The organism is Microbacterium sp. EST19A, assembly GCF_019969685.1.
In the GTDB taxonomy this organism is placed as follows: Bacteria; Actinomycetota; Actinomycetes; order Actinomycetales; family Microbacteriaceae; genus Microbacterium.
Window position 1 is genome coordinate 24,677 of record NZ_JAHXYZ010000003.1, and the last position, 24,787, is coordinate 49,463.

20 protein-coding genes are annotated in these 24,787 nt (G+C 69.8%); 12 read left to right on the top strand and 8 right to left on the bottom strand.

Features of this window, described 5'->3' with window-relative positions; translation table 11 throughout:
• The first annotated feature begins 40 nt into the window (after positions 1-40).
• Positions 41-1,480, top strand: a complete 1,440-nt coding sequence (locus tag LC452_RS17845) for a cytosine permease (protein WP_223627780.1) — start codon at positions 41-43, stop codon at positions 1,478-1,480.
• Positions 1,477-3,093 (top strand): amidohydrolase, encoded by a 1,617-nt coding sequence (locus LC452_RS17850; protein ID WP_223627782.1) that lies wholly within the window; start codon positions 1,477-1,479, stop codon positions 3,091-3,093. Before LC452_RS17845 ends, LC452_RS17850 begins: the two co-directional genes overlap by 4 nt.
• A 7-nt stretch (positions 3,094-3,100) precedes the next feature.
• Here LC452_RS17850 and LC452_RS17855 read toward each other — a convergent pair whose 3' ends face one another.
• Positions 3,101-4,006, bottom strand: coding sequence for a patatin-like phospholipase family protein (locus tag LC452_RS17855; protein WP_223627784.1), 906 nt, complete (start codon positions 4,004-4,006; stop codon positions 3,101-3,103).
• 157 nt (positions 4,007-4,163) lie between these two features.
• A complete protein-coding gene (helR, locus tag LC452_RS17860; protein WP_223627786.1) occupies positions 4,164-6,296 on the bottom strand; it encodes an RNA polymerase recycling motor ATPase HelR in 2,133 nt (710 codons plus the stop codon).
• Positions 6,297-6,714: 418 nt separating this feature from the next.
• Here helR and LC452_RS17865 point away from each other — a divergent pair, with 418 nt between their 5' ends.
• Positions 6,715-7,095, top strand: coding sequence for a hypothetical protein (locus tag LC452_RS17865; RefSeq protein WP_223627788.1), 381 nt, complete (start codon positions 6,715-6,717; stop codon positions 7,093-7,095).
• Between the two features lie 20 nt (positions 7,096-7,115).
• Here the strand turns inward: LC452_RS17865 and LC452_RS17870 are convergent, their stop codons facing one another.
• Genes LC452_RS17870 through LC452_RS17880 form a run of 3 tightly spaced genes read right to left on the bottom strand, consistent with a single transcriptional unit; the run spans position 7,116 to position 12,942 of the window.
• Positions 7,116-10,577: an error-prone DNA polymerase gene (locus LC452_RS17870; protein WP_223627790.1), complete on the bottom strand. Its 3,462-nt coding sequence runs from the start codon at positions 10,575-10,577 to the stop codon at positions 7,116-7,118.
• The gene (locus LC452_RS17875; protein WP_223627793.1) at positions 10,577-12,115 is read right to left on the bottom strand and encodes a DNA polymerase Y family protein; all 1,539 of its coding nucleotides are present in this window, start codon (positions 12,113-12,115) and stop codon (positions 10,577-10,579) included. Before LC452_RS17875 ends, LC452_RS17870 begins: the two co-directional genes overlap by 1 nt.
• Positions 12,112-12,942 (bottom strand): hypothetical protein, encoded by an 831-nt coding sequence (locus tag LC452_RS17880; RefSeq protein ID WP_223627795.1) that lies wholly within the window; start codon positions 12,940-12,942, stop codon positions 12,112-12,114. Before LC452_RS17880 ends, LC452_RS17875 begins: the two co-directional genes overlap by 4 nt.
• A 145-nt stretch (positions 12,943-13,087) precedes the next feature.
• Between LC452_RS17880 and LC452_RS17885 the strand changes: the two genes are divergently transcribed.
• From LC452_RS17885 to LC452_RS17905, 5 genes are all read left to right on the top strand, one after another.
• Complete coding sequence (locus tag LC452_RS17885; RefSeq protein WP_223627797.1) at positions 13,088-13,558, top strand: A24 family peptidase; 471 nt, start codon at positions 13,088-13,090, stop codon at positions 13,556-13,558.
• Positions 13,559-13,575: 17 nt separating this feature from the next.
• Positions 13,576-13,791, top strand: a complete 216-nt coding sequence (locus tag LC452_RS17890; protein ID WP_116636791.1) for a response regulator — start codon at positions 13,576-13,578, stop codon at positions 13,789-13,791.
• Positions 13,781-14,398 carry a CYTH domain-containing protein gene (locus LC452_RS17895; protein ID WP_223627799.1) on the top strand — a complete coding sequence of 206 codons (618 nt, stop codon included), beginning with the start codon at positions 13,781-13,783 and terminating at the stop codon, positions 14,396-14,398. The genes LC452_RS17890 and LC452_RS17895 overlap by 11 nt, the downstream gene beginning before the upstream one ends.
• A gap of 63 nt (positions 14,399-14,461) precedes the next feature.
• Positions 14,462-15,628, top strand: coding sequence for a type III polyketide synthase (locus LC452_RS17900; RefSeq protein ID WP_223627801.1), 1,167 nt, complete (start codon positions 14,462-14,464; stop codon positions 15,626-15,628).
• The gene (locus tag LC452_RS17905) at positions 15,625-16,335 is read left to right on the top strand and encodes a methyltransferase domain-containing protein (protein WP_223627803.1); all 711 of its coding nucleotides are present in this window, start codon (positions 15,625-15,627) and stop codon (positions 16,333-16,335) included. The genes LC452_RS17900 and LC452_RS17905 overlap by 4 nt, the downstream gene beginning before the upstream one ends.
• A gap of 63 nt (positions 16,336-16,398) precedes the next feature.
• Here LC452_RS17905 and lpdA read toward each other — a convergent pair whose 3' ends face one another.
• Positions 16,399-17,796 (bottom strand): dihydrolipoyl dehydrogenase, encoded by a 1,398-nt coding sequence (gene lpdA / locus LC452_RS17910; protein WP_223627805.1) that lies wholly within the window; start codon positions 17,794-17,796, stop codon positions 16,399-16,401.
• Positions 17,797-17,805: 9 nt separating this feature from the next.
• Positions 17,806-18,456, bottom strand: coding sequence for a copper resistance CopC family protein (locus LC452_RS17915; RefSeq protein ID WP_223627807.1), 651 nt, complete (start codon positions 18,454-18,456; stop codon positions 17,806-17,808).
• Positions 18,457-18,556: 100 nt separating this feature from the next.
• On the opposite strand from LC452_RS17915, the gene LC452_RS17920 reads away from it, so the two are divergent.
• The 3 genes from LC452_RS17920 (at position 18,557) to LC452_RS17930 (ending at position 20,364) form a co-directional block, all read left to right on the top strand.
• Positions 18,557-19,042 (top strand): FHA domain-containing protein, encoded by a 486-nt coding sequence (locus LC452_RS17920; RefSeq protein ID WP_223627809.1) that lies wholly within the window; start codon positions 18,557-18,559, stop codon positions 19,040-19,042.
• A complete protein-coding gene (locus LC452_RS17925; protein ID WP_223627811.1) occupies positions 19,042-19,719 on the top strand; it encodes a MerR family transcriptional regulator in 678 nt (225 codons plus the stop codon). Before LC452_RS17920 ends, LC452_RS17925 begins: the two co-directional genes overlap by 1 nt.
• A 99-nt stretch (positions 19,720-19,818) precedes the next feature.
• Positions 19,819-20,364, top strand: coding sequence for a MerR family transcriptional regulator (locus tag LC452_RS17930; RefSeq protein ID WP_116636800.1), 546 nt, complete (start codon positions 19,819-19,821; stop codon positions 20,362-20,364).
• A 65-nt stretch (positions 20,365-20,429) separates the two neighbouring features.
• Here LC452_RS17930 and LC452_RS17935 read toward each other — a convergent pair whose 3' ends face one another.
• A complete protein-coding gene (locus tag LC452_RS17935) occupies positions 20,430-21,233 on the bottom strand; it encodes a ParA family protein (RefSeq protein WP_136054474.1) in 804 nt (267 codons plus the stop codon).
• 92 nt (positions 21,234-21,325) lie between these two features.
• On the opposite strand from LC452_RS17935, the gene LC452_RS17940 reads away from it, so the two are divergent.
• Positions 21,326-24,733, top strand: a complete 3,408-nt coding sequence (locus LC452_RS17940; RefSeq protein ID WP_223627813.1) for a pyruvate carboxylase — start codon at positions 21,326-21,328, stop codon at positions 24,731-24,733.
• Positions 24,734-24,787: the final 54 nt, after the last annotated feature.

A 24,787-nucleotide genomic window follows, 5' to 3' on the forward strand; every position in this document is an offset into this window, starting at 1 on the left:
GGTGACCGATAGCGATGACGCTCCTCCCGAAAGGAACTCCATGACCCAGAACCCTCCCGTCGACCACCTGGCGGTCGATCACGTCGACGCGGCCTCCCGCCCCGAGACGCGAGGCATCGAGCTGATCGACGACGCCGAGCGGCACGGCCGAGCGCGCGACCTGTTCCTCATCTGGGCGGCCCCGAGCGTCAGCATCCTGAATCTCACGATCGGAGCATCGCTGATCCTGCTCGGTCTCGAGATCTGGCAGGCGATCGCCGTCATCGTCGCCGCCTCCCTCCTGTGGATCCTGCCCGGCATCATCGCCGGCAGCGGACCGGCATCCGGCACCTCCGGGTCGGTCGTGACGCGGGCGATGTACGGCATCCTCGGCAACCGGCTCTTCGTCGCCGTCGTCGGCTGGTTCATCGGCGCGGTGTTCCTCTCACTGACCTGGCTCGCGTCGTCGTTCCTGGGCGCCGACCTGCTGCGGCGCATCGGCATCGACGACCCGATCTGGGTCCCGATCGGCGTCACGCTGGTCGTCTCGGCGGTCACGATCCTCGTCGCCATCTTCGGTCACGGCCTCATCCTGCGCGCCTATCCGTACATGGCCGGAGCGCTCTTCGTGATCTTCCTCGCTGTGGCGGGGTTCATCCTGCCGACCGTCGACTGGCAGTACACGGCTGCCGAGCCGCTGAGCGGCGCCGCGCTGTGGTCGGCGATCTCGATCGGCTTCACGATCCTCGCCTCGACGCCGCTGTCTTTCATGAACAGCCCCGACATCGCCCGCTACCTGCCGCGCGACACCAAGCCCTCGCACATCACCGCCGCGACGGCGCTCGGCGGCGCCATCCCGTTCATCGTCTTCACGATCGTGGGAGTGCTGCTGGCGACCGGAGTGAGCGATGCGGCCTTCGCCGTCGGCATCGACGTCGCGCTGGTCGATCTTCTCCCGTCGTGGCTCGGACCGATCCTCGTGCTCGGCGTCGTGATCAACACGATCGCCCTGAACGCCATGACGGCGTACACCTCGAGCATGGCTCTGCAGGCGATCGGCTTCCGCCTTCGCCGCATCCCCGCGGCGATCATCGTCGGCGTCGTCGGCACCGCACTGACCATCTACCTCGTGCTGTCGTCGAGCCTCCTGGAGGCCGCCAACCTGATGCTGCAGTTCCTGGTCGTGGTCTCGGGGCCGGCGATGGCGATCTTCGTCGTCGACGTCATCCTGCGCCGCTACGACTACGACGGCGTCGACCTCTTCCACGACCGGCCGGGAGGCCGGTTCTGGTACTCGGCCGGGTGGAGCATCCCCGGCATCGCCGCGCTCTTCGCCGGCGGAATCGTCACGGCACTGTGCCTCTCGACGAGCGTCTGGAGCGGTCCCGTCGCCCAGCTCACCGGCTACATCGACCTGTCGGTGCCGGTCGGTATGCTCGTGGCCGCGGTGCTCTATGCCGGCCTGTTGCGCACGCCCCTCGGAAAGGACGGTCGACCATGACCACCCGCTACATCAACGGACGCATCTTCACCGCCGACACCGACCCGGCCAGCGCCTGGGCCGAGACCGTCGTGATCGACGACGCCACGATCGTCTACGTCGGCTCGACCGACGACGCCCCCGAGGCCGACGACACCGTCGACCTGCAGGGCCGACTCGTGCTGCCCGGCTTCACCGACGCCCACACGCATCTGCTCATGGCGGGTGCGGCCCTCGGGCAGGTGCCGCTCACCGCCGCGCGCTCGCTCGAAGAGATCCAGACGCTGCTGCGCGATGCCCGCGCGGCTGATCCGGACGCGACCGTGATCCGCGGACGCGGCTGGCTCTTCGACTCGGTGCCCGACGGCGCGCCGACCGCGGCGATGATCGACGCGGTCGTCAGCGACATCCCCGTCTATCTCGACGCGAACGACTACCACTCGTGCTGGGTGAACAGTGCCGCCCTCGCGGAGCTCGGCATCACGCGCGACACCCCCGATCCGATCGGCGGCCACTTCGCCCGGGATGCCGCGGGGGAGCCGACCGGCCTGCTCTACGAGACCGCGGCGACGCAGTACGCCTGGGCGCACCGTGACGAGACGACCACCGATGCGGACCGCGACGCCGACGTCGAGCGCGTCATCGACGCCTACCTCGCCGCCGGTGTCACCGGAACGATCGACATGGCCTTCGACGAGTTCGGACTCGCGGCGCTCCAGCGCGCCCAGGCGCGACACGGGGGAGAGCTGCCGATCCGCGTCGCTGCGCACTGGATCATCAACAACACCGGCGACGACGACGCGAACCTCGCTCAGGTCGCGCGCGCGGCCGAGCTCGCCGACCACGATGCTTCGTCGTGGTTCCGGATCGTCGGAATCAAGCTGATCCTCGACGGCGTGATCGACGCGTGCACCGCCGCGATGCGGCATCCGTACGCCGACGGAACGAACGCCGCACCCATCTGGCCCGTCGCGCAACTCAACCCCGTCGTCGCCGCCGCGGATGCCGCCGGCCTCCAGGTCGCGCAGCATGCGATCGGCGACTATGCGAGCGAGATCGCCCTCGACGCGATCGAGCACGCCGTCGCCGTCAACGGCGAGAGGCCGCGCCGGCACCGGATCGAGCACCTCGAGTACGCGGCCCCGGGAACCGCCGAGCGGATGGCGCGGCTCGGCGTGACCGCCTCGATGCAGCCCGTGCACAGCGACCCGGCGATCTTCGCCAACTGGGCCGAGATGCTGGGCGACGACCGGGTGGACCGGGCCTTCCCGTGGCCGGAGTATGAGGATGCCGGAGCGCTCCTCGCCTTCTCGACCGATGCGCCGACCGCCCCGCACGAGGCGCTCGCGAACATGTACGTCGCGTCGACCCGCGCCTCGGCGCTCGACCGGAGCGTGCCCGCGATCCACCCGCAGTTCGCGCTCCCTCTGGCCGCGGCGATCGGTCATGCGACCCGCGACGCGGCGGCATCCGTCGGCGACGGCGACTGGCGCGGACGAATCGCCCCGGGCTTCGCGGCCGACCTGACCGTGCTCGACACCGATCCGTTCGCCGAAGGGCCGGAGTCCCTGCTCTCCGCGCACGTCGTCGAGACGATCGTCGCCGGGCGGACCCGCTACCGCGCGGAGGGATGACCGCCCGTCACGCGCACCAGAACCCGCGGAGGCTCTCCGCCAGGGCTTGCCCCTGCGCGTAGCCTCCGCGGGCGGCAGGGAGTCGGGTCGACGGATCGAGGGCATTGGCATTGAAGACATCGCCCGCGCCGGCATCCGGGAAGACGGTCTCGACCACGCTGCCGCTCGCGCGGAGCTCCTCGACCTGGGTCGCGAGATCCATGCCCCACGCGAGAGGCTGACGGGATCTGCCGCCGAACGGCTCCAGGATGAGGACCCGGGAGAACCCTTCGGCGAGGTCGGCGTTCGAGCTGCGCCGGTATCCGCCGTTCAGGTACCGGTCCTCACCGATGCGATAGGGCGTCATGGCCGACGTGCTCGCGGCCACCGCGTCCACCAGGTCGATGCCGCTGTGCCGATCGAACACCACGGGTTCGCCGGTACGGGCATCGACGGCCGGAATCAGCACGCGCTGCTCGGGCCAGGCGTGGCGGGGGAGCCGGGCGGAGACGATGCTCCGCCAGCGCGCGGCATCCGCTCCTTCCGACGAATCCCGCTCGAGTGCCGCCGCACCGATCCTGCGGCGCATGTCGGCGGCGTCGGCCGACGCCGCGATGATCGCGTCGGACCACGCCATGTAGTCGGGCCCGGAGAGCGCGGGGCGCGTTGCGGGTGGAGTCCGTCCCGGCGCCGGTCGCGCCGGTTCGGCGACGATGGCCGCGTACAACTCGGACGAGGGTGTGCCGCTGGTGATCTGCGCCGCAACGGTCGATCCCGCCGAGGTGCCGACGATGAGATCTGCCTCGGTGAGCTCGAGGCTGTGGGCGGACAACCCGGCGATGAGACCGAGCTGCCAGGCGTTACCGGCTGCTCCGGCTCCGGCGAGGACGAGGGCGCGCGTGAGAGCACGTGATGAGGAGGGAGTGATGTTCATGGGAGTCGCCTTTCGCGATGTGCCTGTGCGGCGCTCCCGGTGGCGACGGCGTCAGCCGCGTGATCGTGGACTTTCGGAGGGAGCGCCCACTGTGGTCTCTGCATACATGGGTCACACCTCCGTTCATCGGAACACGATCGCCGAACGTTAGCACGGCTCACTTCAGCACCACCAGCTCTCGCGTCGTCCTCGTCATGGCCACGTACTGATCCACCGCCGCGGTGAGGTCGTCGCCGAACTCGTCGGGCCGGACCAGGAGCACCAGGTCGAACTCCAGGCCCTTCGCGCTCTCGGGTGTGAGCGAGCGCACGCGCGGGGTCGGGACGAACGACTCGTCGCCGATGACACAGGCCGTACCCTCGAGGTGGGCGTCGAGCCAGGCGGCGAGGATGCGGTCCCGCTCCGCCACCGACGCGTATGCGACCGGTACTCCGCTGTCGCGCACCGATGTCGGCACGTTGGCGTCGGGGATGGCTCGACGGATGATCGGGGCGGCGGCCTCCATCACCTCCCGTGGTGTGCGGTAGTTCACGCTCAGCGGCGCGATCCTCGCTCCGCTGACGCCGATTCGCGCGAGGCGGCCCTCCCAGCTCTCGGTGAACCCGTGCCGTGCCTGTGCCCGATCGCCCACGATCGTGAAGCTGCGCGAGGGGCAGCGGGCGACCAGCATCCGCCATTCCGCGTCGGTGAGCTCCTGCGCCTCGTCGACGACGATGTGCGCGAAGGGGCCGGCCAGCTCGTCCGGTGAGGCCGCGGGCGGTGCATCGGCGCCTGCGAGCACGTTCCGCGCGTCCTGCCCCTTGAGGATCGACATGACCTTCATGTCGCTGTCGTCGTTCTCGATCAGGTGGTCGATCACGTGGGACATCTGGTCCTCTGCCGCGGCGACAGCGGCCTGGCGACGATGCTCCTGACGGACGCTCTCCGGATCGCCGATGCGTCGACGCGCCGCGTCCAGCACCGGGAGGTCGGAGACGGTCCAGGCCGCCGGGTCGTCCCGTTGGAGGAGAGCGACCTCGGTGGTCGACAGCGCCGGTGCGCACTGCTGCAGAAAGGCGGGCGAGGTCCACAGGCGGGCGACGACGGATGCCGGTGACAGGAGGGGCCACGCGCGGACGAACGCGCCCGTGAGTTCCTCGTCCTGCCGCAGCCATCGCCGGACGACGTGCGGAGGCACATCGTCGTCATCGATCTGATCGACCAGCAGCTCGAGGATCTCCTCCCAGACCTCGTCGCGGGCCTCGTTGTGAGGGGAGGCCGGATCCGCGGCTGAGAACACCTCCGCCCACTCCTCGCGGCTCAGCCACAGATCGGCCCAGGGTGACTCGATGCGCATGGCGTGCTGAGGCGGGTGCTCGAACGCCGACGCGGCGGCAGCGACCAGCGACTGCGGATCGAGGCTCGCCTTCAATGCCGCGATCCGGTGATCTCTATCCTCTTGCGCTGCCGATCCCTCGGGCGTGAGATCGCGCAACGTGGCGAGTCGCACGGTGTCTTCGCCGAGACTGGGCAGCACGTCTTCGACGTAGGCGAGGTAGTGCGCGTTCGGCCCGACGAGCAGCATGCCGCCGCCGCCCTGCGTGAGCCGTGGCTCGGCGTACAGGAGGTGCGCGGCACGATGCAGGGCCACGACGGTCTTCCCCGTACCCGGACCCCCGTCGACGACCAGTGCACCGCGGGAAGGGGTGCGGATGATCGAATCCTGATCCGCCTGGATCGTCGCGAGCACGTCGCGCATCCTCGAAGTCCGGTGGCTGGCGAGGCCCGCGATGAAGGCGGACTGGTCATCGAGTGCGGCGGTGTTCTCGAATCCGTCCGGCGACAGTGCCTCGTCCCAGTAGTCGCTGATCCGTCCGTCGGTCCAGCGGTAGCGACGGCGCGAGACGATGCCGCGGGGATCCTCCATCGTCGCGGCGAAATAGGGTTCCGCAGCGGGCGCACGCCAGTCGATGAGCAGCCGGGTGCCGTCGGCGGCAGCCAGCCCCGTACGGCCGATGTAGATCGGAGGGCCTTCCGTGGGCGTCATCCGGCCGAGGCACACGTCGATGCCGAAGCGGTCGAGCACTCGGAGCCGGCTGCTGAGCCGGCGGATCTCCAGATCGCGGTCCACGGCGTCGCCGCCGAGGTGGGCGGTCTGTCGGCGCACCTCGGTCAGACGGGCCGAGGTCTCCGCACGCTGGAGCTGCAGGGTGTCGGCGATGCGACCGAGGTGCGTGCGGTCGGCGTCGAGGAGTGCGGGCGCGGCTTTCGCCGTCAGATTGTCGGGGAGCAGGAAGGGGTCGATGGGCATGAATCTCCTTCGCGCTCGAGCGCAGATCGCACGAGCGAGGGTCGATTCTGCCCCACGACGGGGGTCTTGCGGCAAGCCCCCACCCCAGCGATATCCTGGAAATGCAAGGAGGCGCGGATGCCGGACGATCATCGTCCGCCCGGGCTTTGCGCGGCGGCGGAGGTATGCCCTCCCGACAGGCCCCGCCCCAGACGGAGTCGTCGAGAGGGCCACCGCCCTTCCCGGACGGTTGGGGAGGCGGCGAAGATATCGCTGCACTCATCGGCTGATCCCCAGACTCAGCCCTTGTAGCCCCCGCTACACATAGCAGAGTACATCGATTTTGTCTTGTCCACCATTTGGGGGACAAAGAAATTTTCGAAACTTGATCGAACACGACGCCGGTTGTCTTCTCGACACCACTGCCTAAGGTGGAGACATGGACAGACTGCTCGTTCTTCCGGCTCACGTCGCGATTCCTCACGGCCACCGCCTCGAGGTGATCGAGCAGATCGACCTCCTTACCGAGGAGCCCGTCGTCCTCGCCGTCGTCGACCTCGACACCGGCATCCGCTACCGGCGCGCTGACGAGGCGCGCGGCGATTTCACGCGCTGGATCGGACGAGTGCTGGAGTGCACGGTGACGATCGGAGGGTCCGGGCGCACGGTGCTGCGCGTCGATCCGATCGGGCAGGGCTCCGCCGGAGCGAAGGGCGCACTGCACGGCGCCGACGCCGCAGCGGATGCCGCGAAGGCCGAGGCCGACCGCTGGGGTGGCACGGATCGCCCGCCGACGGAGGAACCCGAACGCTTCTGGTGAGCTCCGCCCTCTGACCGACATCAGCGGAAGTCCCTGGACCGATGTGTGAGCCCGGTGCGCAGATCCTCGAAGGCGTCGGCGAGCACGTTCACGACGCCCTCCTCTGAGCGCTCCAGGATGCCGCGGATGATGAGCGCCGGCGAGTCGCGCGCCACGCGCCGATAGCGGTTCCACACGCCGGTCGAGCAGACGACGTTCACCAGTCCGCTCTCGTCTTCGAGGTTCATGAACGTGATGCCGGAGGCCGTCGCCGGTCTCTGGCGGTGGGTGACGAGGCCGGCGACCTCGATGCGCCGACCGGACTCGTGCTCGCGCAGGTCGGCGGCGGTCAGGACGCCGCGTTCGTGCAGCGCGTCGCGGAAATGGGTCATCGGGTGATCATCGGTCGACACCCCGGTCGCCCAGAGGTCGGCGGAGAGCCGCTCATAGCTGGTCTGATCGGCGAACAGCGGCGGCTGCACGGCGACCGAGGTGCCGGGGAGGAAGCGCGACCGGTCATCCGCTGCCGCCCCCGCGAGCCAGATCGCCTCTCGCCGCTCCAGGCCGAGGCAGGCGAACGCCCCGGCGGTGGCGAGCGCCTCCAGCTGCGCGGCGGTGGCATCCGTGCGTCGCACCAGGTCGTGCAGATCGCGGTAGAGGCCGTTCGCCTCGCGTTCGGCGACGATCTTCTCCGCCAGGGGGACCCCGATCCCGCGGATGCCGCTGAGCCCCAGTCGCACGGCGTAGGAACCGTCCCTGCGGTGCGTCTCTGAGACATCGGGTGCGTCTCTGTCGAAACGGAGCGTCGGCGGCTGCGGGATGACGAGGCAGTCATCCCGGCCGGTCGGCTTCCGCACTGCGGGCCCCGCGAGCGGCTCCAGCGTCTCCGTGGCCCCCGAGACATGCAGATCGGGACGCCGGACCTCGACACCGTGCCGCCGGGCATCCGCTGTGAGGGTCGCGCCGGAGTAGAAGCCCATCGGCTGCGAGCGCAGGAGGCCGGCGAGGAACGCGGCGGGGTAGTGCAGCTTCAGCCAGGAGCTGGCATAGACGAGGAGCGCGAACGACAGCGAATGCGACTCGGCGAAACCGAAGTTCGAGAACGCCTGGATCTGCGCGTAGATGCGATCCGAGGCTTCGGTGTCGAGCCCGCGCCTGGCCATCCCCGCGTACAGCTTCTCCCGCACCCGCTCGATCTTCTCCAGTCCTCGCTTGGACCCCATGGCCCGACGCAGCAGATCGGCCTCATCGGCTGTGCAGTCGCCGACCGCCGTGGCCATCTGGATGAGCTGCTCCTGGAAGATCGGGACCCCCAGGGTGCGCTTCAGGATCGGTTCGAGATCGCTGTGCGGGTAGGGGATCGGGAAGTCCACCGGTTCCTCGCCCCGGGTGGCGCGCTCCCTGTTCTCCTCGTCGACACGGTCCTTCGCGATCTTGCGTCGGACGAACGGATGCACGGCCCCGCCCTGGATGGGTCCGGGGCGGATGAGGGCGATCTGGATGGCGAGGTCGTAGAAGCTCCGCGGCTGCAGGCGGGGGAGCAGACCGATCTGCGCGCGGGACTCCACCTGGAACACCCCGATCGAATCCGCCCGGCAGAGCATGTCATAGACCCCCGGCTCCTCCTTGGGGAGCGTCTCGAGCGTCCACTCCTCTCCGGTGGCCTCTCGGATCATGTCGAAGCAGTGCTGCAGTGCGGCGAGCATCCCGAGACCCAGCAGGTCGAACTTCACCAGTCCCATGAAGGCGGCGTCGTCCTTGTCCCACTGGATCACGGTGCGGTTCTCCATGCGGGCGTGCTCGACCGGCACGACCTCGCCGACCGGTCGCGCCGTGAGCACCATGCCGCCGGAGTGGATGCCGAGGTGGCGCGGGGCCTTCAGCAGCTCGCCCGCGTAGTCGAGCACGTTCTCGGGGATGTCGTGCCCGTCGGAGGGCTCCAGACCCGTGCTCCAGCCGTCGACCTGACGGGACCAGGCGTCCTGCTGGCCAGGGGAGTGGCCGAGCGCCCTGGCCATGTCGCGCACCGCGTTCTTCGGACGGTACTGGATGACGTTCGCCACCTGCGCTGCGCGCTCCCTGCCGTACTCGCGGTACACCCACTGGATGATCTCCTCCCGGCGACGGGAGTCGAAGTCCACGTCGATGTCCGGCTCCTCGGTGCGGGTGGTGGCGAGGAACCGCTCGAAGGGGAGGCCGTACAGGATCGGGTCGACGGCGGTGATGCCCAGCAGATAGCAGACCGCGCTCGCCGCCGCCGATCCGCGCCCCTGGCAGAGGATGCCGAGCCGTCGCGCCTCGGTGACGATGCCGTGCACGATGAGGAAGTACCCGGGGAAGTCCTTCTCCTCGATGACGTCGAGCTCCCGCTCGATGCGGCGGTGTCCGTCGTCGTTCAGCCGCGGGTACTTCGACGGCACGGCCTCCCACACCAGCTGCCGCAGCCAGCTCATCGGCGTGTGCCCCTCCGGCACCTTCTGCTTCGGCAGCGCCGGACGCGCGAGCCGCAACGGGAAGGCGGATGCCGCGGCCAGCTCGAGGCCGTGCGAGATCGCACCGGGGTAGCGCTGGAAGCGCGCCGACATCTCCGCTCCACTGCGCAGGTGCGCGCCGCCGTGCGCGGGCAGCCACCCGTCGAGCTCGTCCATGCTGCGCACCGCCCGCACGGCGGCGATCGCCTCGGCGAGCGGGGCCTGCGCGGGACCGGCGTAGTGCACGTTGTTCGTGGCCACCACGGGCAGTCGCATCCGTCTGGCGAGCTCGGCGAGGGTGTCGTTGCGGCGGGTGTCCTGCGGGTCTCCGTGGTCGAAGAGCTCGACGGCGACGTGGTCTGCTCCGAACAGGTCGACGAGGGTTCGGAGCGGGGTCGCGGCATCGCCGGCCTCGAGCCCCTGGCGCACCGCGCCTTTGCGGCATCCGGTCAGGATCGTCCAGTGCCCGCCGGCGCTCGCCGCGAGCTCGTCGAGGTCGTAGACCGGTCGTCCCTTCTCGCCTCCGCGCAGCTGGGCGGTGGTGATCGCGCCGGAGAGGCGGTGATAGCCCTCCATCCCGCGGGCGAGCACCAGCAGATGCTCGCCCACAGGGTCGGGGCTGCCCCGCTGCGGGGCGGGAAGGTCGAGAGACAGCTCGGCGCCGTACACCGTCTGCAGCGGCGTCTTCATGAGCTCGGCCTGGTCGGCGAACCGCGCGGCGCCGTAGAAGCCGTCGTGGTCGGTGAGCGCGAGAGCGGTGAGACCGAGACGCTCGGCCTCGGCGAGGAGATCTTCCGGGGCGGAGGCGCCGTCGAGGAACGAGTACGAGGAGTGCGCGTGCAGCTCGGCGTAGGGAACCGCATCGACCGGCCGCGATATGCCGGTGACCGGTGTGCGCTGTCGGCGACGGCTCACCGGCCCGGGGTCGGGTCGCGACGCGGGCGGTTCGATGTTCTGCCGCGGGGGCGGCTCCTCTCCGCTCAGGGTGCGCTCGAGCTCGCCCCAGGTCTGCGGCGGATTGTGCCAGCCCATCAGCGATACCTCCCCTCGACCCACCAGCGCTCGCCGGCGCGGAAGACGAGCCAGGCGCGGTCGTGGTCGTCGACGATCTGGAGCCGATGCCCCCGTCTGCCCCCGCCGGGTGTCCAGCGGCGCTCGTGCACGGGCCAGGGGCCTGCCCAGCCCTGCACGTCGACGCCGTCGATGCGAGCGGGCTCCTGGGAGAGGGTTCCGCGTTCGTCGATGCTGATCGTGGTGCCGTCGGCGGCGAGCACCCCGATGGGGCGCGGCGGCAGGAAGACCTCGGCGGGGAGGGGGTCCGGCAGACTGCCCGGCCATGGGGAACGGGGATCGCGGGGCGGGACCGGCCGCTCGCCCCAGGGGGTGAGCACCTGACGATCGGCGAGCCAGCGGCCACCGGCGAGCGCGGCGGTCACCACGCCCTGATGACCCAGCATCGTCTGCACACGGGACACCGCATGGTGCAGTCGCTCATCGGTGCCGGAGCCGAAGAGGCCGGGCTGGTGGTGGGCGGCATCGTCGACGGCCACCGGCACGATGCGCACCGCCATGATGCCGCCGAACGCGCGCGCCTCGTCGACGGGCTCCTTGGCCGACTCCCCGGCCAGTGCCTCCAGCTGCCAGCGCACGCGGTCGACGAGGTCGGAGGCGTCGAAGCAGGTCGGATGCAGCCAGGTGCGGGAGAAGACGGCACCGTTGTCGTCGGTCATGTCGATCCGCACCTCGGTGCAGACGACCGAGGCGTCTCCGAGGGCGAGAAGCACGGCATCCGCCGTCTGCCGCACGGCGAAGGCCACCTGATCGGTTCCGCCCAGCGGCGATTCGAACTCGATGTTCCGCACGAGCTCGGGGTCGGGTGGGCGAGGGATCAGCGGGCGGGAATCGGCGCCTGCGGCGAGTGCGTGCAGACGAGCGCCGTGCTCGCCGAAGCGGTCGCGCACGTCGAGGGGGGCGAGTGCCGTGAACTCACCGAGGGTGCGCACACCGAGTCGGACGAGCAGGCCCGTGATCTGCTCGTCGCGCAGCACCTGCACGGGGTAGGGGGCGAGGAACTCCTGCGAGCGCCCCGGCGGGACGACGGTGCAGGCGTCGCGGCCCCGCGCGGCGATCTCGGCGGTGAAGGGACCGTCGGCGACGCCGATGCGCACCTCGGGCAGCCCGGCCTCCGCGAGCACGGCGGCGAGGGCGGCGGCGGCCTCGGCCTCTCCGCCGTGATAGCGGGAGATGCCCCGGGCGCGGAGGATCGCGAGCCCCGGGCGCAGCAGGGTCACACCGGGGGCGTGCTTCTCGATGAGCTGCAGCACGGGGAGGAAGGCGCGTTCGTCGCGTGCGGGGTCGTGCGGGAGCACCCGCAGGGAGGCGAGGTGCCCCTGCGCGATGCGGCGGCGCTGTCCGGTGCGCACGCCGTGCTCTCTGGCCGAGGCCGTGCAGGCGACGATGGTGCCTGCCTGCACCAGGGCGGTGGGCGGATGCGGGGGCGGTCCGCCGAGAGCGGCGCGCAGCGGCCAGTCCGGGAACCACAGCACGAGGACGCGGAGCGGGGCGTTCATCCGGCCTCCGCCCAGTGCAGCAGCTCGGGTGGGGCGCCGTCGCCCGCCAGGGCCCGGCCGGATGCCGGTCTGCTGGATGTTGCGGGTTCGACGCCGAGCGACGGCAGCGCGGTGAGCTCCGTCGCAGCGGCCTCGATGGCTCCATGACCGCCGGGGAGCTGCACGCGCACGCTCGAAGGTCGGGGACTGTGCCGGGTGGTGGCGGTCACCGTCACCGTGCAGTCGGAGAGCAGTCCCCAGCCCGCGCCGAGACCGTGCCAGTGCGGGTCGTGGATGCGGATCGTGCCCTCGCTCTGCGGCCATCTCTCCGCTCCGCCCGATCCCGCGGCGGGATTCTCCGTGACGAGCAGCGTGCACCCGCGGTCGCGCAGACGCGCGCTCAGACGGGAGACATCGGCATCACGCGCCCTGCTGCCGGGGTTCACGACGATGAGTGGGACGACCTCGGCCAGAGCGGAGGTCGCCGCGAGCCAGCGCTCGCCGGGTGCGGGCACGAGGATGAGGCGCGCCAGGTCGATGCCGAAGGCGGCGGCCGCTTCGACGCCGAGCGTGGGCATGCCGACCACCGCGCACCAGTGCCCCTTCTTGGAGGCCGCGCTGAGCAGAGCGAGCACGAGACTCGGCGAGGGGGAGACGGTGTAGGCGGTGCCGGTCTGGAGTCCCTCTTCCGGCAGCAGCGCGCTGAGGGAGGGGTCGAGCGGGAGCAGCGCGTGCTCGCTGCGACGCCGCTGCATCCTGCTGATCTCGCGGCGCAGACGCAGCACCTCTCCGGCGCGGGTATCGCTGGTCGGAGAGAGCGCGGTCACCGCATCGAGCCCGATCCCCATGCATCCATCCTCGAAGATATGTACGAATAAAGCAAGTGGCACTGACGACGCTAGTTCGTACATCGGACATCCCGGAACCGTCCGCCGAGCAACGGTTATCCACACCCCCGGCACGCGGCATCCGCGGATCTCCTAACCTGCCGGGATGGATCCCCGGCTCGCGCTCGTCGCCCTCGCGCACGGTGCGCTGCTGGGGGTCGGAGGATGGCTGATCGTGATCGACGTCCGCACGCACCGCCTCCCGAATCGGATCGTGCTGCCGACCCTGGCGGCGCTGATCGCGCTCGTCGTGATCGATGCCGTGGTCACGGGGGAGAGCGGTGCGATGGTCCGCGCCCTGCTCGGCATGCTCGTCCTCGGCGGGTTCTACGCCCTGCTCCGGCTGATCAGCCGATCGGGCATGGGCGGCGGTGATGTGAAGCTCGCCGCCGTGATCGGCCTGGTCCTGGCGTGGCACGGCTGGTCGGAGCTCGTGGTCGGTGCGGCCTCCGCCTTCGTGCTCGGATCCCTATACGCCCTCGCGCTGGTCCTCCTGCGGCGCGCGGACGGCACGACCCGCATCGCGTTCGGCCCGTGGATGATCGCGGGTGCCGTGTTCGGCGTCTTCATCGGGTGAGGGGCTACGCTGAACGCATGGCACTCGCACGACTTCACGGCGGCCCGCTCGACGGGCAGATCATCCCTCTCGGCGACGCGGACGACAAGCTGATCGTCCCCTACAGCGAGACGCAGGTGGTGTACAACCGCCGCGGCGAGCCCCAGAACACGGGGCCGGAAGACGGTCCCACCGAGATCGACTACTGGTTCGACGAAGCCCTCGAGGACCTCACGCTCAACGATGACGACTGAGCCGTCTCGCACGGTCGAGGTCGAGCGCAAGTACGACGTCGATGTCGAGACGCCGCTTCCGGACTGGAACGCGGTACCGGGCGTCGATGCGGTGTCGAGCGGAGAGGCCAGGGCGCTGGACGCCCGCTACTTCGACACCGTGGACGGGGCGCTCGCCCGCTCCGGAGTCGCGCTCCGTCGTCGCACCGGAGGTCCTGATGAGGGCTGGCACGTCAAGGGCCCGCGGGAGGGCGACGGACGTCTCGAGCTCGGCTGGCCGCTCGCGGACGGTGACGAGCTCCCGGATGCCGTCGCCGAGACCGTCTCCACCTGGACGACCGAGCCTCTGACCCCTCTCGCCCGGATCGAGAACGACCGCACCGCGTACCTGCTCACAGGGCAGGACGGGGTCGTGGCGGAGTTCGTCGACGACCGGGTGCGCGCGACCGATCTCCGTCGTGGCACGCAGCGCGAATGGAGGGAGTGGGAGATGGAGCTCGGTCCGGCGGCACCCGCCGACGAGGCAGGCCGCGAGGAGTTCTTCGCCGCTGTCGAACGGGCCGTGCGCGCCGCGGGAGGCCGTGACGCCTCCTCCGGATCCAAGCTCGCCCGTGCGCTCGGATCCTGATCGGATGTCGACGCCGCGCGCAACCCCGTTCCGGCGCAGCTCGGCGCGTGCTTGAGTGACAGCATGAGCCGACCGCCTGTGCTTCGATCGCTGCAGACGATCGTCCCCGACACCGTCCTCCACCAGGACGAGGTGCGCGACATCTTCGCCGCGCAGCCCGATCTCGGGCGGCTGGCGCAGCGGATCGTGTCGACGTCGTTCAACGTGTCGGGCATCGACACCCGGCACACGGTGATCGACGAGCTCTCTCAGGACTCGCAGACCCCAGAAACCGACCCGGTGTTCTACGACCGTCGATCCGGCGCGCTTCTCGCACCCGGAACGAGGGCCCGCAACGATGTCTACACGCGTGAGGCGGGTCGGCTCTTCGTCGACGTGGCGCGCCTGGCTCTCGATGCCGACCCCGACCTCGAAGCGGCGGACGTGACGCACGTCATCACCGCGTCGTGCACCGGTTTCCACGCGCCCGGCCCGGAGTACGAGATCGTGCGGGCGCTCGGGCTCTCCGACAGTGTGCAGCGCTACCACCTCGGCTTCATGGGCTGCTACGCGTCGATGCCCGCGCTCCGTGCCGCGAGCCAGTTCTGCGCCGCCGACGAGAACGCCGTCGTGCTGGTCGTCAGCGTCGAGCTCTGCACGCTGCACCTGCGGTCTTCCGAGGACCCCGACACGATCGTCGCCTCCTCGCTGTTCGCGGACGGCGCGGCGGCGGGCATCGTGACCGCGCGTGATCTGCCGTCACCGGTCACCGGTCTGCGCCTCGACCGCTTCCACACCGCGATCGCGCCGGAGGGCGAGAAGGCCATGGCCTGGACGATCGGCGACACCGGGTTCGAGATGATCCTCGCGACGACCGTGCCGCAGATCATCGGCGACACGATCATCGGCGCCATGCGACCGCTCTACGCTCCCGAAGACGACCTGGTCGGAGCCTTCGATGAGGGGGCCGTCGGCGGAGAGGTCGAGCACTGGGCGATCCATCCGGGAGGGCGCAGCATCCTCGATCGCGTGCAGGAGAAGCTGCACCTCACCGACGTGCAGCTGCACCCGGCCAGGGAGGTGCTGCGCGAGTACGGCAACATGTCGAGCGCGACCGTGCTCTTCGTGCTCAAGCGCATCCTCGAGGAGGAGGGCGCCCAGGTCGGTGATCGCGTGTCGGCGATGGCCTTCGGACCCGGCCTCACGGCCGAGAGCGCGCTGATGACCGTGACCGCCCCCGCGGAGTCATGACGCGCGGACTCTCGGTTCGGGACGTCGACGTCCGCGAACTGATGGACGACCCGCAGGCTGATGAGCGGATGCTGGCGCGCACATACGGACGCTTCGGATTCATCAACGCCGTGGTCTCGCGGCCGGGACGGATCTACCGGCGCGACATCAGGCCGCGCGCGGCGGGAGCGAGACCGCTGCGCATCCTCGACATCGGTGCGGGCGGCGGGGATCTGTGCCGGTTCCTCGCCGGACGTCTCCGTCACGACGGGATCGAGGCGGAGATCACGGCCCTCGACTCCGATGAGCGCGCGATCCGCTGGGCCGCCGCGCACGACCGCGGTGCCGGGGTGCGATACCGCTGCGCCCTGTCGACGGAACTCGCGGATGCGGGGGAGACGTTCGACGTCGTGCTCTCCAACCACGTGCTGCACCATCTCGACGACCGGGAGCTGCGGACCGTACTCGACGACTCCCGGCGACTGCTCGCGCCCGGAGGGCTGGCGGCCCATCATGACATCGCCCGCGGACGCGCGGCGTACGCATCGTTCGCCGCGGTCACGGGACTCCTGTCCCGGAATCTCCTGGCGGATTCGTTCATCCGCGTGGACGGGCTCCTCAGCATCCGCCGCTCGTACACGGCGACGGAACTCGCCGCGATCGTCACGCCGGACTGGGAGGTCCGCAGAGGCGTTCCCGCACGGGTGGAGCTGCGGCTGGAACTCTGACGCCGGAAGGCCCCGGCTCTCTTCGAAAAGGGAACCGGGGCCTTCCTGCGACCGACCGTGTGGTCAGAAGTTGATCATGTGACCTGCGAGGCCGTGGAAGCCCTCCTGCAGCGCCTCCGACAGCGTCGGGTGGGTGTGCACGTTGCGGGCCAGCTCGAGAGCCGTGAGGTCCCACTTCTGCGCGAGGGTCAGCTCCGGCAGGAGCTCCGCGACATCGGGGCCGATCATGTGGGCGCCGATGAGCTCGAGGTGCTCGGCGTCGGCGATGAGCTTCACGAAGCCGACGGGCTCGCCGAGGCCGTGCGCCTTGCCGTTGGCCATGAACGGGAAGCTGACGACCTTGATGTCGCGGCCCTCGTCCTTGGCCTGCTGCTCGGTGAGGCCGAACGAGGCGACCTGCGGCGAGCAGAACGTCGCGCGGGGCATCATGCGGTAGTCGCCGAGGGTCATGGTCTCGGCCTTGCCGATCGTCTCGGCCGCAACGACGCCCTGCGCTTCGGCGACGTGGGCGAGCTGCAGCTTCGCGGTGACGTCGCCGATCGCGTAGATGCCCTCGACGTTCGTGCGCATGTGGTCGTCGATGTCGATCGCGCCGCGCTCGGTGAGCTTGACGCCGGTCGCGTCGAGTCCGAAGCCCTCGGTGTTCGGGGCGAAGCCGACCGACATGAGCACCTTGTCGGCCTCGATCGACGCCTGCTGGCCGTCTTTGCCCGTGTAGGTGACGGTGACCGAGGAGCCGTTGTCGACGACCGTCTCGACCTTGGTCGAGGTGAGGATGTCGACGCCGTAGTTCTTGTACTGCTTCGTGATCTCCTTCGACACGTCGGCATCCTCGTTGGGGAGGGCGCGGTCGAGGAACTCGATGATCGTGACCTTCGTGCCGTAGTTCGTCATCACGTAGGCGAACTCCATGCCGATGGCGCCGGCGCCGACGATGACGATCGACTTCGGCAGCTCACGGCTGAGGATCTGCTCCTCGTACGTGACGATGTTCTCGCTCAGCTCGACACCCGGCAGCAGGCGCACGCGCGAGCCGGTCGCGATGATCGCGTTGTCGAACGTGACCTCTTCCGTCGAGCCGTCTGCCTTCGCGACCGAGATCGCCTTCGGGCCGGTGAAGGTGCCGCGACCGTCGTACTCGGTCACCTTGTTCTTCTTCATCAGGAAGTGGATGCCCTTGACGCGCCCGTCGGCGACCACGCGGCTGCGGTCGAACGCCTTGCCGTAGTCGATCGTGAACTCACCCGAGATGCCGAAGAAGTCGGCCTTGTGGTTCAGGGTGTGCGCCAGCTCCGCGTTCTTGAGGAGCGCCTTGGAGGGGATGCAGCCGACGTTGAGGCAGACACCGCCCCAGTACTTCTCTTCGATGATGGCCGTGGAGAGGCCGAGCTGTGCGCTGCGGACAGCGGCGACGTATCCACCAGGACCGGCACCGAGGATGACGACATCGTAATGGGGCATGCGTTAAGCCTATCGCTCCGGGGAGGGGTCGGAATCGGCGTCGGGGCCGCTCCGTCGCCCGCGGACCGAGAGCCAGACCACCAGGGCCACGATGATCAGGATGCCGACGATGGAGACGACCCAGATCCACGTGGTGGAACCCGATCCCGCGTCCGCGTCCGGGGCCGGGGTGGTCGTCGCGTCGGGTGCCTCGGATGCCGCTTCGCTGGGTGCCGCGCTGGTCGGTGCGGCGCTGGGCTGCTCGGAGGGTGCGGCCTCGGAGCCTGTCGTGACGGTGAAGTAGTACTCGTCGGAGGTCGGGTGCCCGTCGCTCGAGACGACCTTCCAGATCACGTGGTACTGACCGGCGGGAGCGGAGGACACGAGCGGTTGCGTCACCACGGCGCCGTCGACGGTCGCCGGACCGTCGGTGACCGTGTTCCCCTCGGGGTCGGTCACCACGACCTCGGTCGCTCCTTCGCCCTCGATCAGTTTCGCGCTGAAGGTGAGAGTCAGCTCGGCGGGCAGCACGTCGACCGAGCTGTCGGCCGCGGGCGACGACGAGACGAGCGCGTCGTGGGCGGATGCCGAGAGCGGGGAGAACAGAACGAGGAAGGCGGCGAGGAGGGTCGCGGCGAGAGCGACGGGCGCGGCGGAGCGGCGCAGGGCTGTGGTCTTCACAGGTCCAGCCTAGGAATCGCCGGTATGTGATGGCTGAGTATGAACGCGGCCTCCCGCGAGCCCCTCGGCATCCGTTAGTCTGGACAACCAGGAGGGCACAGTGACTGACAGCGACAGCCGACCGGCCGGAGAAGCCGCGATCCACCGCTCTGGCGAGCAGAAACACGACGTGACGCAGACGTTCGGGCACGATTCGGACCTGTCGTTCGTGCCGTTCGGTGTGGAGCTCACCGACGTCGAGCAGACCGCGATCGCGGCACTGCCGACGGGATCGGCCCTGTTGCTGGTCCGCTCCGGTGCTCTCGCGGGCGCCCGGTATCTTCTCGACACCGACGTGACCACCGTGGGGCGACACCCCGAGGCCGACATCTTCTTCGATGACGTCACCGTCTCGCGCCGCCATGCGGAGATCACTCGCACCGGCGCGACGTTCGAGATCATCGACCAGCGCTCGCTCAACGGCACGTACGTGAACGGCGAGCGGGTCGACCGCAGCCCGTTGATCGACGGCTCCGAGCTCCGCGTCGGCAAGTTCCGTCTGAACTTCTTCGCCTCGCCCCACGACCGTCAGGCGGCGAACGCCTGATGGCGGCCACTCCCGCCCGCGAACGCTCAGCGTCCGCGGGCCTGCTGAGTATCGGTCAGGTGCTCGCGCGTCTCACTCCGGAGTTCCCCGACCTGACCTCCAGCAAGCTGCGATTCCTCGAGGTGCAGGGCATCGTCAGCCCCTCGCGAACCGAATCCGGCTACCGCAAGTTCTCGGCGGCCGACATCGAACGGCTCCGTCTCGGCCTCACCCTGCAGCGGGACCACTACCTTCCGCTGAGCGTCATCCGCGAACAGCTCGACGACGGCGCGGGGGATGCGTCGCTCGCGCCGCCGCCCTCGATCACCCCCGCCCCGCGTCGCTATCGGCGCGCCGAGCTCCTTGCGGCAGCCGGGGCCGGACCCCAGCTGCTGAACGACGCCATCAGCACCGGCGTCATCACCGCGCAGGAGAACTATCCCGAGGCGACCGTGACTCTGCTGCGCGGACTCGTCGCCCTGGATCGCCACGGGATCGAGCCGCGGCATCTTCGTTCGCTCCGTCAGGGAGCCGAGCGTGAGGTCGCCCTCATCGAGTCGGCCATGTCGTCGCTGCTGCGGCGGACCGATGCCGCGTCGCGTGCCAAGGCGAGCGAACTGGCACCCGAACTGGCGTCGAAGATCGACGAAGTGCGCACGCTCTTCGTCAAGGACGCGCTGTCGCGGGCGCTTTCGTAACGAACTGATTGCGACACACCTTCGGTGTCCCACGGATGTCATTGCCGGTGCCCGAGCACTGCTCTACCGTGGAGATAACCGTTCCAGGGAGGATTTCAGATGAATGCGGATGAGCTCACAGGCGACCCGCGGTTCGTACCCGAACTCCTCTTCACGGACGGTCTTCCGGCCATGGACGACGAGGTCGGCTACCGCGGCGCAGTCGCCGCTCGTGCCGCCGGCATCACCTACCGTCAGCTGGACTACTGGGCACGCACCGAGTTGGTGGAGCCCACCGTCCGCGGCGCGAGCGGCTCCGGTTCGCAGCGTCTCTACGGCTTCCGCGACATCCTGGTCCTCAAGCTGGTCAAGAGCCTGCTCGACACCGGCATCTCCCTGCAGCAGATCCGCACGGCGGTCGAAGAGCTGCGTCGTGCCGGCATCCGTGACCTCGCCGGCACCACGCTGATGAGCGATGGCGCCTCCGTCTATCTGTGCACGTCGAACGACGAGGTCATCGACCTCGTGAGCCGCGGCCAGGGCGTGTTCGGCATCGCCGTCGGCAAGGTGCTCCGCGAGGTGGAGTCGACGCTCGTCGCGTTCGACCCGACCGCGCCCGACCCGGTCGACGAGCTCTCGGCGCGCCGCTCGAAGCGCTCCGCCTGATCCTTCGCATCTCACGAGAAACGGCCACCCTCCGAAGAGGGTGGCCGTTTCCGTGTCGCTGAGCGTCAGACGGTCTCGGGGAGCGCGATGCGTCCGGTGCGGATGATCCGGTCGAGCAGCTGATCGAAGTCGGCGGCGAGCTCCTGCGCGGAGTCTCCCGGCCAGATGTGCAGCGGCTTCGCCGCACCCTGCGCCTGCTGCAGCGAGGTGCGCTCGGGAAGCTGCGGCGCGAGGACGAGCGGTCCGAACATGTCGCGGAGCTCCTTGATGCGGAACTGGTGCTCGATGGACTGCGGACGCACACGGTTGACGACGATGCCGAGCGGCTGGAGACGCGGGGAGAGACCGCGGCGGATCTCCTCGATCGCGCGGAGGGCGCGGTCGGCGGCGGCGACGGAGAAGAGGCCGGGCTCGGTGACGACCATGACGCGATCGCTCGCGGCCCAGGCCGTGCGGGTGAGCGCGTTCAGCGACGGGGCGCAGTCGATCAGCACGAGGTCGTAATCCGCCTCGACGGCCGCGAGAGCCTCTTCGAGCTTCCACACATCGCGCACGCTCGGGTGCGGACCGTCGAAGTTGATGGCGGACGGGCTGCCGATGAGCACATCGATCGTGCCGGGATGCACCTTCGCCCAGCCGCTGGAGGTGATCGCCTGACGGACGACCTTCTCCTTCGGGTTCGCCAGGACATCGGCGATGTTGAGTCGTCCGGCCACCTGGATGTCCATCCCGGTGGAGACGTCGGACTGCGGGTCGAGGTCGACGACGAGAGTCCGGACTCCCCGAGCGAAAGCCGCTGAGGCCAGCCCGAGTGTCACGGTCGTCTTGCCGACGCCCCCCTTGAGAGAGCTGACGCTGAGTACGTGCACGGAGACCACGTTACCTTCCCCTAGGCTGAGGGGACACTCAGCCCCGCCCCTGCACGTCGAAAACGGCGTGCATCGAGCTCTCAGAGGTGTGCATGTTCCAGAAGATCCTTGTGGCCAACCGCGGCGAGATCGCGATCCGGGCCTTCCGAGCGGCGTACGAGGTGGGGGCGCGCACCGTCGCGGTCTTCCCGCACGAGGACCGCGGATCCGTCCATCGGCTCAAGGCGGACGAGGCATACGAGATCGGCGAACGCGGTCATCCCGTCCGCGCCTACCTGAACGTCGATGAGATCATCCGTGTCGCGCTCGAGGCGGGTGCGGATGCGATCTACCCCGGGTACGGGTTCCTCTCGGAGAACCCGGAGCTCGCGGAGAAGGCGGCTGCGAACGGCATCGTCTTCGTCGGTCCGCCGGCGAACGTGCTCGAGATGGCGGGGAACAAGGTCGAGGCGAAGCGCCACGCGATCGAGGCCGGCGTGCCGGTGCTGCGCTCCACGGAGGCGTCCGACGATGTCGAGGCGCTCGTCGCTCAGGCACAGGGCATCGGCTTCCCGCTGTTCGCGAAGGCCGTGGCCGGCGGTGGGGGCCGCGGGATGCGCCGTGTCGAGACGCTCGGCGACCTTGCGCCCGCTCTCGCCGAGGCGATGCGGGAGGCGGCGAGTGCGTTCGGCGACGCGCGGATGTTCCTCGAGCAGGCGGTTCTGCGTCCCCGTCACATCGAGGTGCAGATCCTCGCCGACAAGACGGGCGAGACGGTGCACCTCTTCGAGCGCGACTGCTCGGTGCAGCGGCGTCACCAGAAGGTCGTGGAGATCGCTCCGGCGCCGAACCTCGACGACGGCATCCGCACGGCCCTGCACGGCTACGCGGTGGCGTTCGCTCGCTCGATCGGCTACGAGAACGCCGGAACCGTGGAGTTCCTGCTCGAGACCGCGGGGGAGCGCACGGGAGAGGTCGTCTTCATCGAGATGAACCCGCGCATCCAGGTCGAGCACACCGTGACCGAGGAGGTCACCGACGTCGACCTCGTGCAGAGCCAGATGCGGATCGCTGCCGGTCAGACGCTCGCCGAGCTGGGTCTCCAGCAGCAGAACCTGCACCTGCGCGGCGCGGCCCTCCAGTGCCGCATCACCACGGAGGACCCGACGCAGGGCTTCCGCCCCGACACGGGCAAGATCACGACCTACCGCTCTCCCGGCGGCGCCGGCATCCGCCTCGACGGCGGCACCGTGCACCAGGGCGCGCAGATCAGCCCGCACTTCGACTCCATGCTCGCGAAACTGACGTGCCGCGGCCGGGACTTCCCGGCAGCCGTCGCGCGTGCACGTCGAGCGCTGGCCGAGTTCCGCATCCGCGGCGTCTCGACGAACATCCCGTTCCTGCAGGCGCTGCTCGACGACGATGCGTTCATCGCCGGCGATGTCAGCACCTCCTTCATCGACGAGCGCCCTGATCTCCTGCGCGGACGGGCCTCCAAGGACCGCGGGACGCGGCTGCTCAACTGGCTGGTCGACGTCACCGTCAACAAGCCGAACGGCGCGCACCCCGGTGTCGTCGACCCGGTGACGAAGCTCCCCGCCGTCGACCTGTCGGCCGAGCCGATCGCGGGATCGCGTCAGCGCCTGCTCGAGCTCGGTCCTGAGGGCTTCGCCCGCAGCCTGCGCGAGCAGACCGCGCTGGCGATCACCGACACCACCTTCCGCGATGCGCACCAGTCCCTGCTGGCCACGCGGGTCCGCACCAAGGACCTCGTCGCCGCGGCTCCGTACTTGGCGCGGCTCACTCCGGGACTCCTCTCGGTCGAGGCCTGGGGCGGCGCGACCTATGACGTCGCGCTGCGATTCCTCGGTGAGGACCCGTGGGAGCGCCTGGACAAGCTGCGCGCCGCACTGCCGAACGTCGCGATCCAGATGCTGCTGCGCGGGCGGAACACCGTCGGCTACACCCCGTACCCGACGGCCGTCACCGAGGCGTTCGTCGCCGAGGCGGCCGCGAGCGGTGTCGACATCTTCCGCATCTTCGACGCTCTCAACGACGTCGAGCAGATGCGCCCGGCCATCGAGGCCGTGCGCAACACCGGCACCGCCGTCGCCGAGGTCGCCCTCTGCTACACCGGCGACCTCCTCGACCCTGCCGAGAACCTCTACACGCTCGACTACTACCTGGGTCTCGCCGACCAGATCGTCGCCGCGGGCGCCCACATCATCGCGATCAAGGACATGGCGGGGCTCCTCCGTCCCGCCGCCGCTGCGAAGCTCGTCGCGGCGCTGCGTGAGCGCTTCGACCTCCCCGTCCACCTGCACACCCATGACACGCCCGGTGGCCAGCTCGCGACGCTGCTCGCCGCCAGCGCCGTCGGCGTGGATGCGGTGGATGCCGCATCGGCACCGCTGTCGGGCACCACGAGTCAGCCGTCGCTGTCGTCGCTCGTCGCCGCGCTGGCGCACACCGACCGCGACAGCGGCATCGCCCTCGACGCGGTGTCCGACCTCGAGCCGTACTGGGAGGCGGTGCGCCGGCAGTACGCGCCCTTCGAGTCAGGACTCCCCGGACCCACGGGGCGCGTGTACCACCACGAGATCCCCGGCGGCCAGCTCTCGAACCTCCGCCAGCAGGCGAAGGCTCTCGGACTCGCGAACGACTTCGAGCTCATCGAGGACATGTACGCCGCCGCCGACCGCATCCTCGGTCGTGTGCCGAAGGTCACGCCGTCGTCGAAGGTCGTCGGCGACCTCGCGCTGCACCTGGCCGCGGTGAAGGCGGATCCCGCGGACTTCGAGGCGAACCCGGAGAAGTACGACGTGCCGGACTCGGTCGTCGGATTCATGGCGGGCGAACTCGGGGATCTTCCCGGGGGGTGGCCGGAGCCGTTCCGCACGAAGGTGCTCGCCGGGCGCTCGGTGCGCCTCGGACTCACCGAGATCTCGGCGGAGGACGAGGCGGCCCTCGCAGGCACCAGTGCAGAGCGTCGCGCCCGGCTCAATGCGCTGCTGTTCCCCGCGCCGACCAAGGAGTACCTCGAGCGGCGCGAGCTGTTCGGAGACCTCTCGGTGCTCGACACGAGCGACTACCTCTTCGGGCTCGTCCAGGGCCAGGAGCACCGCATCGAGATCGATCGCGGCGTGCAGCTCTTCATCGGCCTTGAAGCCATCGGCGACGCCGACGACAAGGGCATGCGCACCGTGATGACGACCCTCAACGGCCAGCTCCGGCCGGTCTTCGTGCGAGACAGATCCGTCGCGGTCGAGGCGCATCAGGTCGAGAAGGCGGACACCTCCGTTCCCGGTCAGGTCGCCGCGCCGTTCTCCGGTGTCGTCACGCTGAAAGCCGAGGTCGGCGTCGCGGTGCGGGCAGGCGAACCGATCGCATCCATCGAGGCGATGAAGATGGAAGCCGCCATCACGGCTCCCGTCGACGGAGTGATCGAGCGCCATGCGATCGGCGAGACGCAGCAGGTGGATGCCGGAGATCTTTTGGTCGTCATCCGTCCCGCACACTAATCTTGTGCGGGCGAGGGCCGCGCACTGCGTGCGCACCCGAGGCCCGCGCAGGCT

Coding starts and splice junctions, on each gene's coding strand:
- LC452_RS17845 (WP_223627780.1), top strand. CDS start 41: ATGACCCAGAACCCTCCCGTCGACCACCTGGCGGTCGATCACGTCGAC.
- LC452_RS17850 (WP_223627782.1), top strand. CDS start 1,477: ATGACCACCCGCTACATCAACGGACGCATCTTCACCGCCGACACCGAC.
- LC452_RS17855 (WP_223627784.1), bottom strand. CDS start 4,006: ATGAACATCACTCCCTCCTCATCACGTGCTCTCACGCGCGCCCTCGTC.
- helR (WP_223627786.1), bottom strand. CDS start 6,296: ATGCCCATCGACCCCTTCCTGCTCCCCGACAATCTGACGGCGAAAGCC.
- LC452_RS17865 (WP_223627788.1), top strand. CDS start 6,715: ATGGACAGACTGCTCGTTCTTCCGGCTCACGTCGCGATTCCTCACGGC.
- LC452_RS17870 (WP_223627790.1), bottom strand. CDS start 10,577: ATGGGCTGGCACAATCCGCCGCAGACCTGGGGCGAGCTCGAGCGCACC.
- LC452_RS17875 (WP_223627793.1), bottom strand. CDS start 12,115: ATGAACGCCCCGCTCCGCGTCCTCGTGCTGTGGTTCCCGGACTGGCCG.
- LC452_RS17880 (WP_223627795.1), bottom strand. CDS start 12,942: ATGGGGATCGGGCTCGATGCGGTGACCGCGCTCTCTCCGACCAGCGAT.
- LC452_RS17885 (WP_223627797.1), top strand. CDS start 13,088: ATGGATCCCCGGCTCGCGCTCGTCGCCCTCGCGCACGGTGCGCTGCTG.
- LC452_RS17890 (WP_116636791.1), top strand. CDS start 13,576: ATGGCACTCGCACGACTTCACGGCGGCCCGCTCGACGGGCAGATCATC.
- LC452_RS17895 (WP_223627799.1), top strand. CDS start 13,781: ATGACGACTGAGCCGTCTCGCACGGTCGAGGTCGAGCGCAAGTACGAC.
- LC452_RS17900 (WP_223627801.1), top strand. CDS start 14,462: ATGAGCCGACCGCCTGTGCTTCGATCGCTGCAGACGATCGTCCCCGAC.
- LC452_RS17905 (WP_223627803.1), top strand. CDS start 15,625: ATGACGCGCGGACTCTCGGTTCGGGACGTCGACGTCCGCGAACTGATG.
- lpdA (WP_223627805.1), bottom strand. CDS start 17,796: ATGCCCCATTACGATGTCGTCATCCTCGGTGCCGGTCCTGGTGGATAC.
- LC452_RS17925 (WP_223627811.1), top strand. CDS start 19,042: ATGGCGGCCACTCCCGCCCGCGAACGCTCAGCGTCCGCGGGCCTGCTG.
- LC452_RS17930 (WP_116636800.1), top strand. CDS start 19,819: ATGAATGCGGATGAGCTCACAGGCGACCCGCGGTTCGTACCCGAACTC.
- LC452_RS17940 (WP_223627813.1), top strand. CDS start 21,326: ATGTTCCAGAAGATCCTTGTGGCCAACCGCGGCGAGATCGCGATCCGG.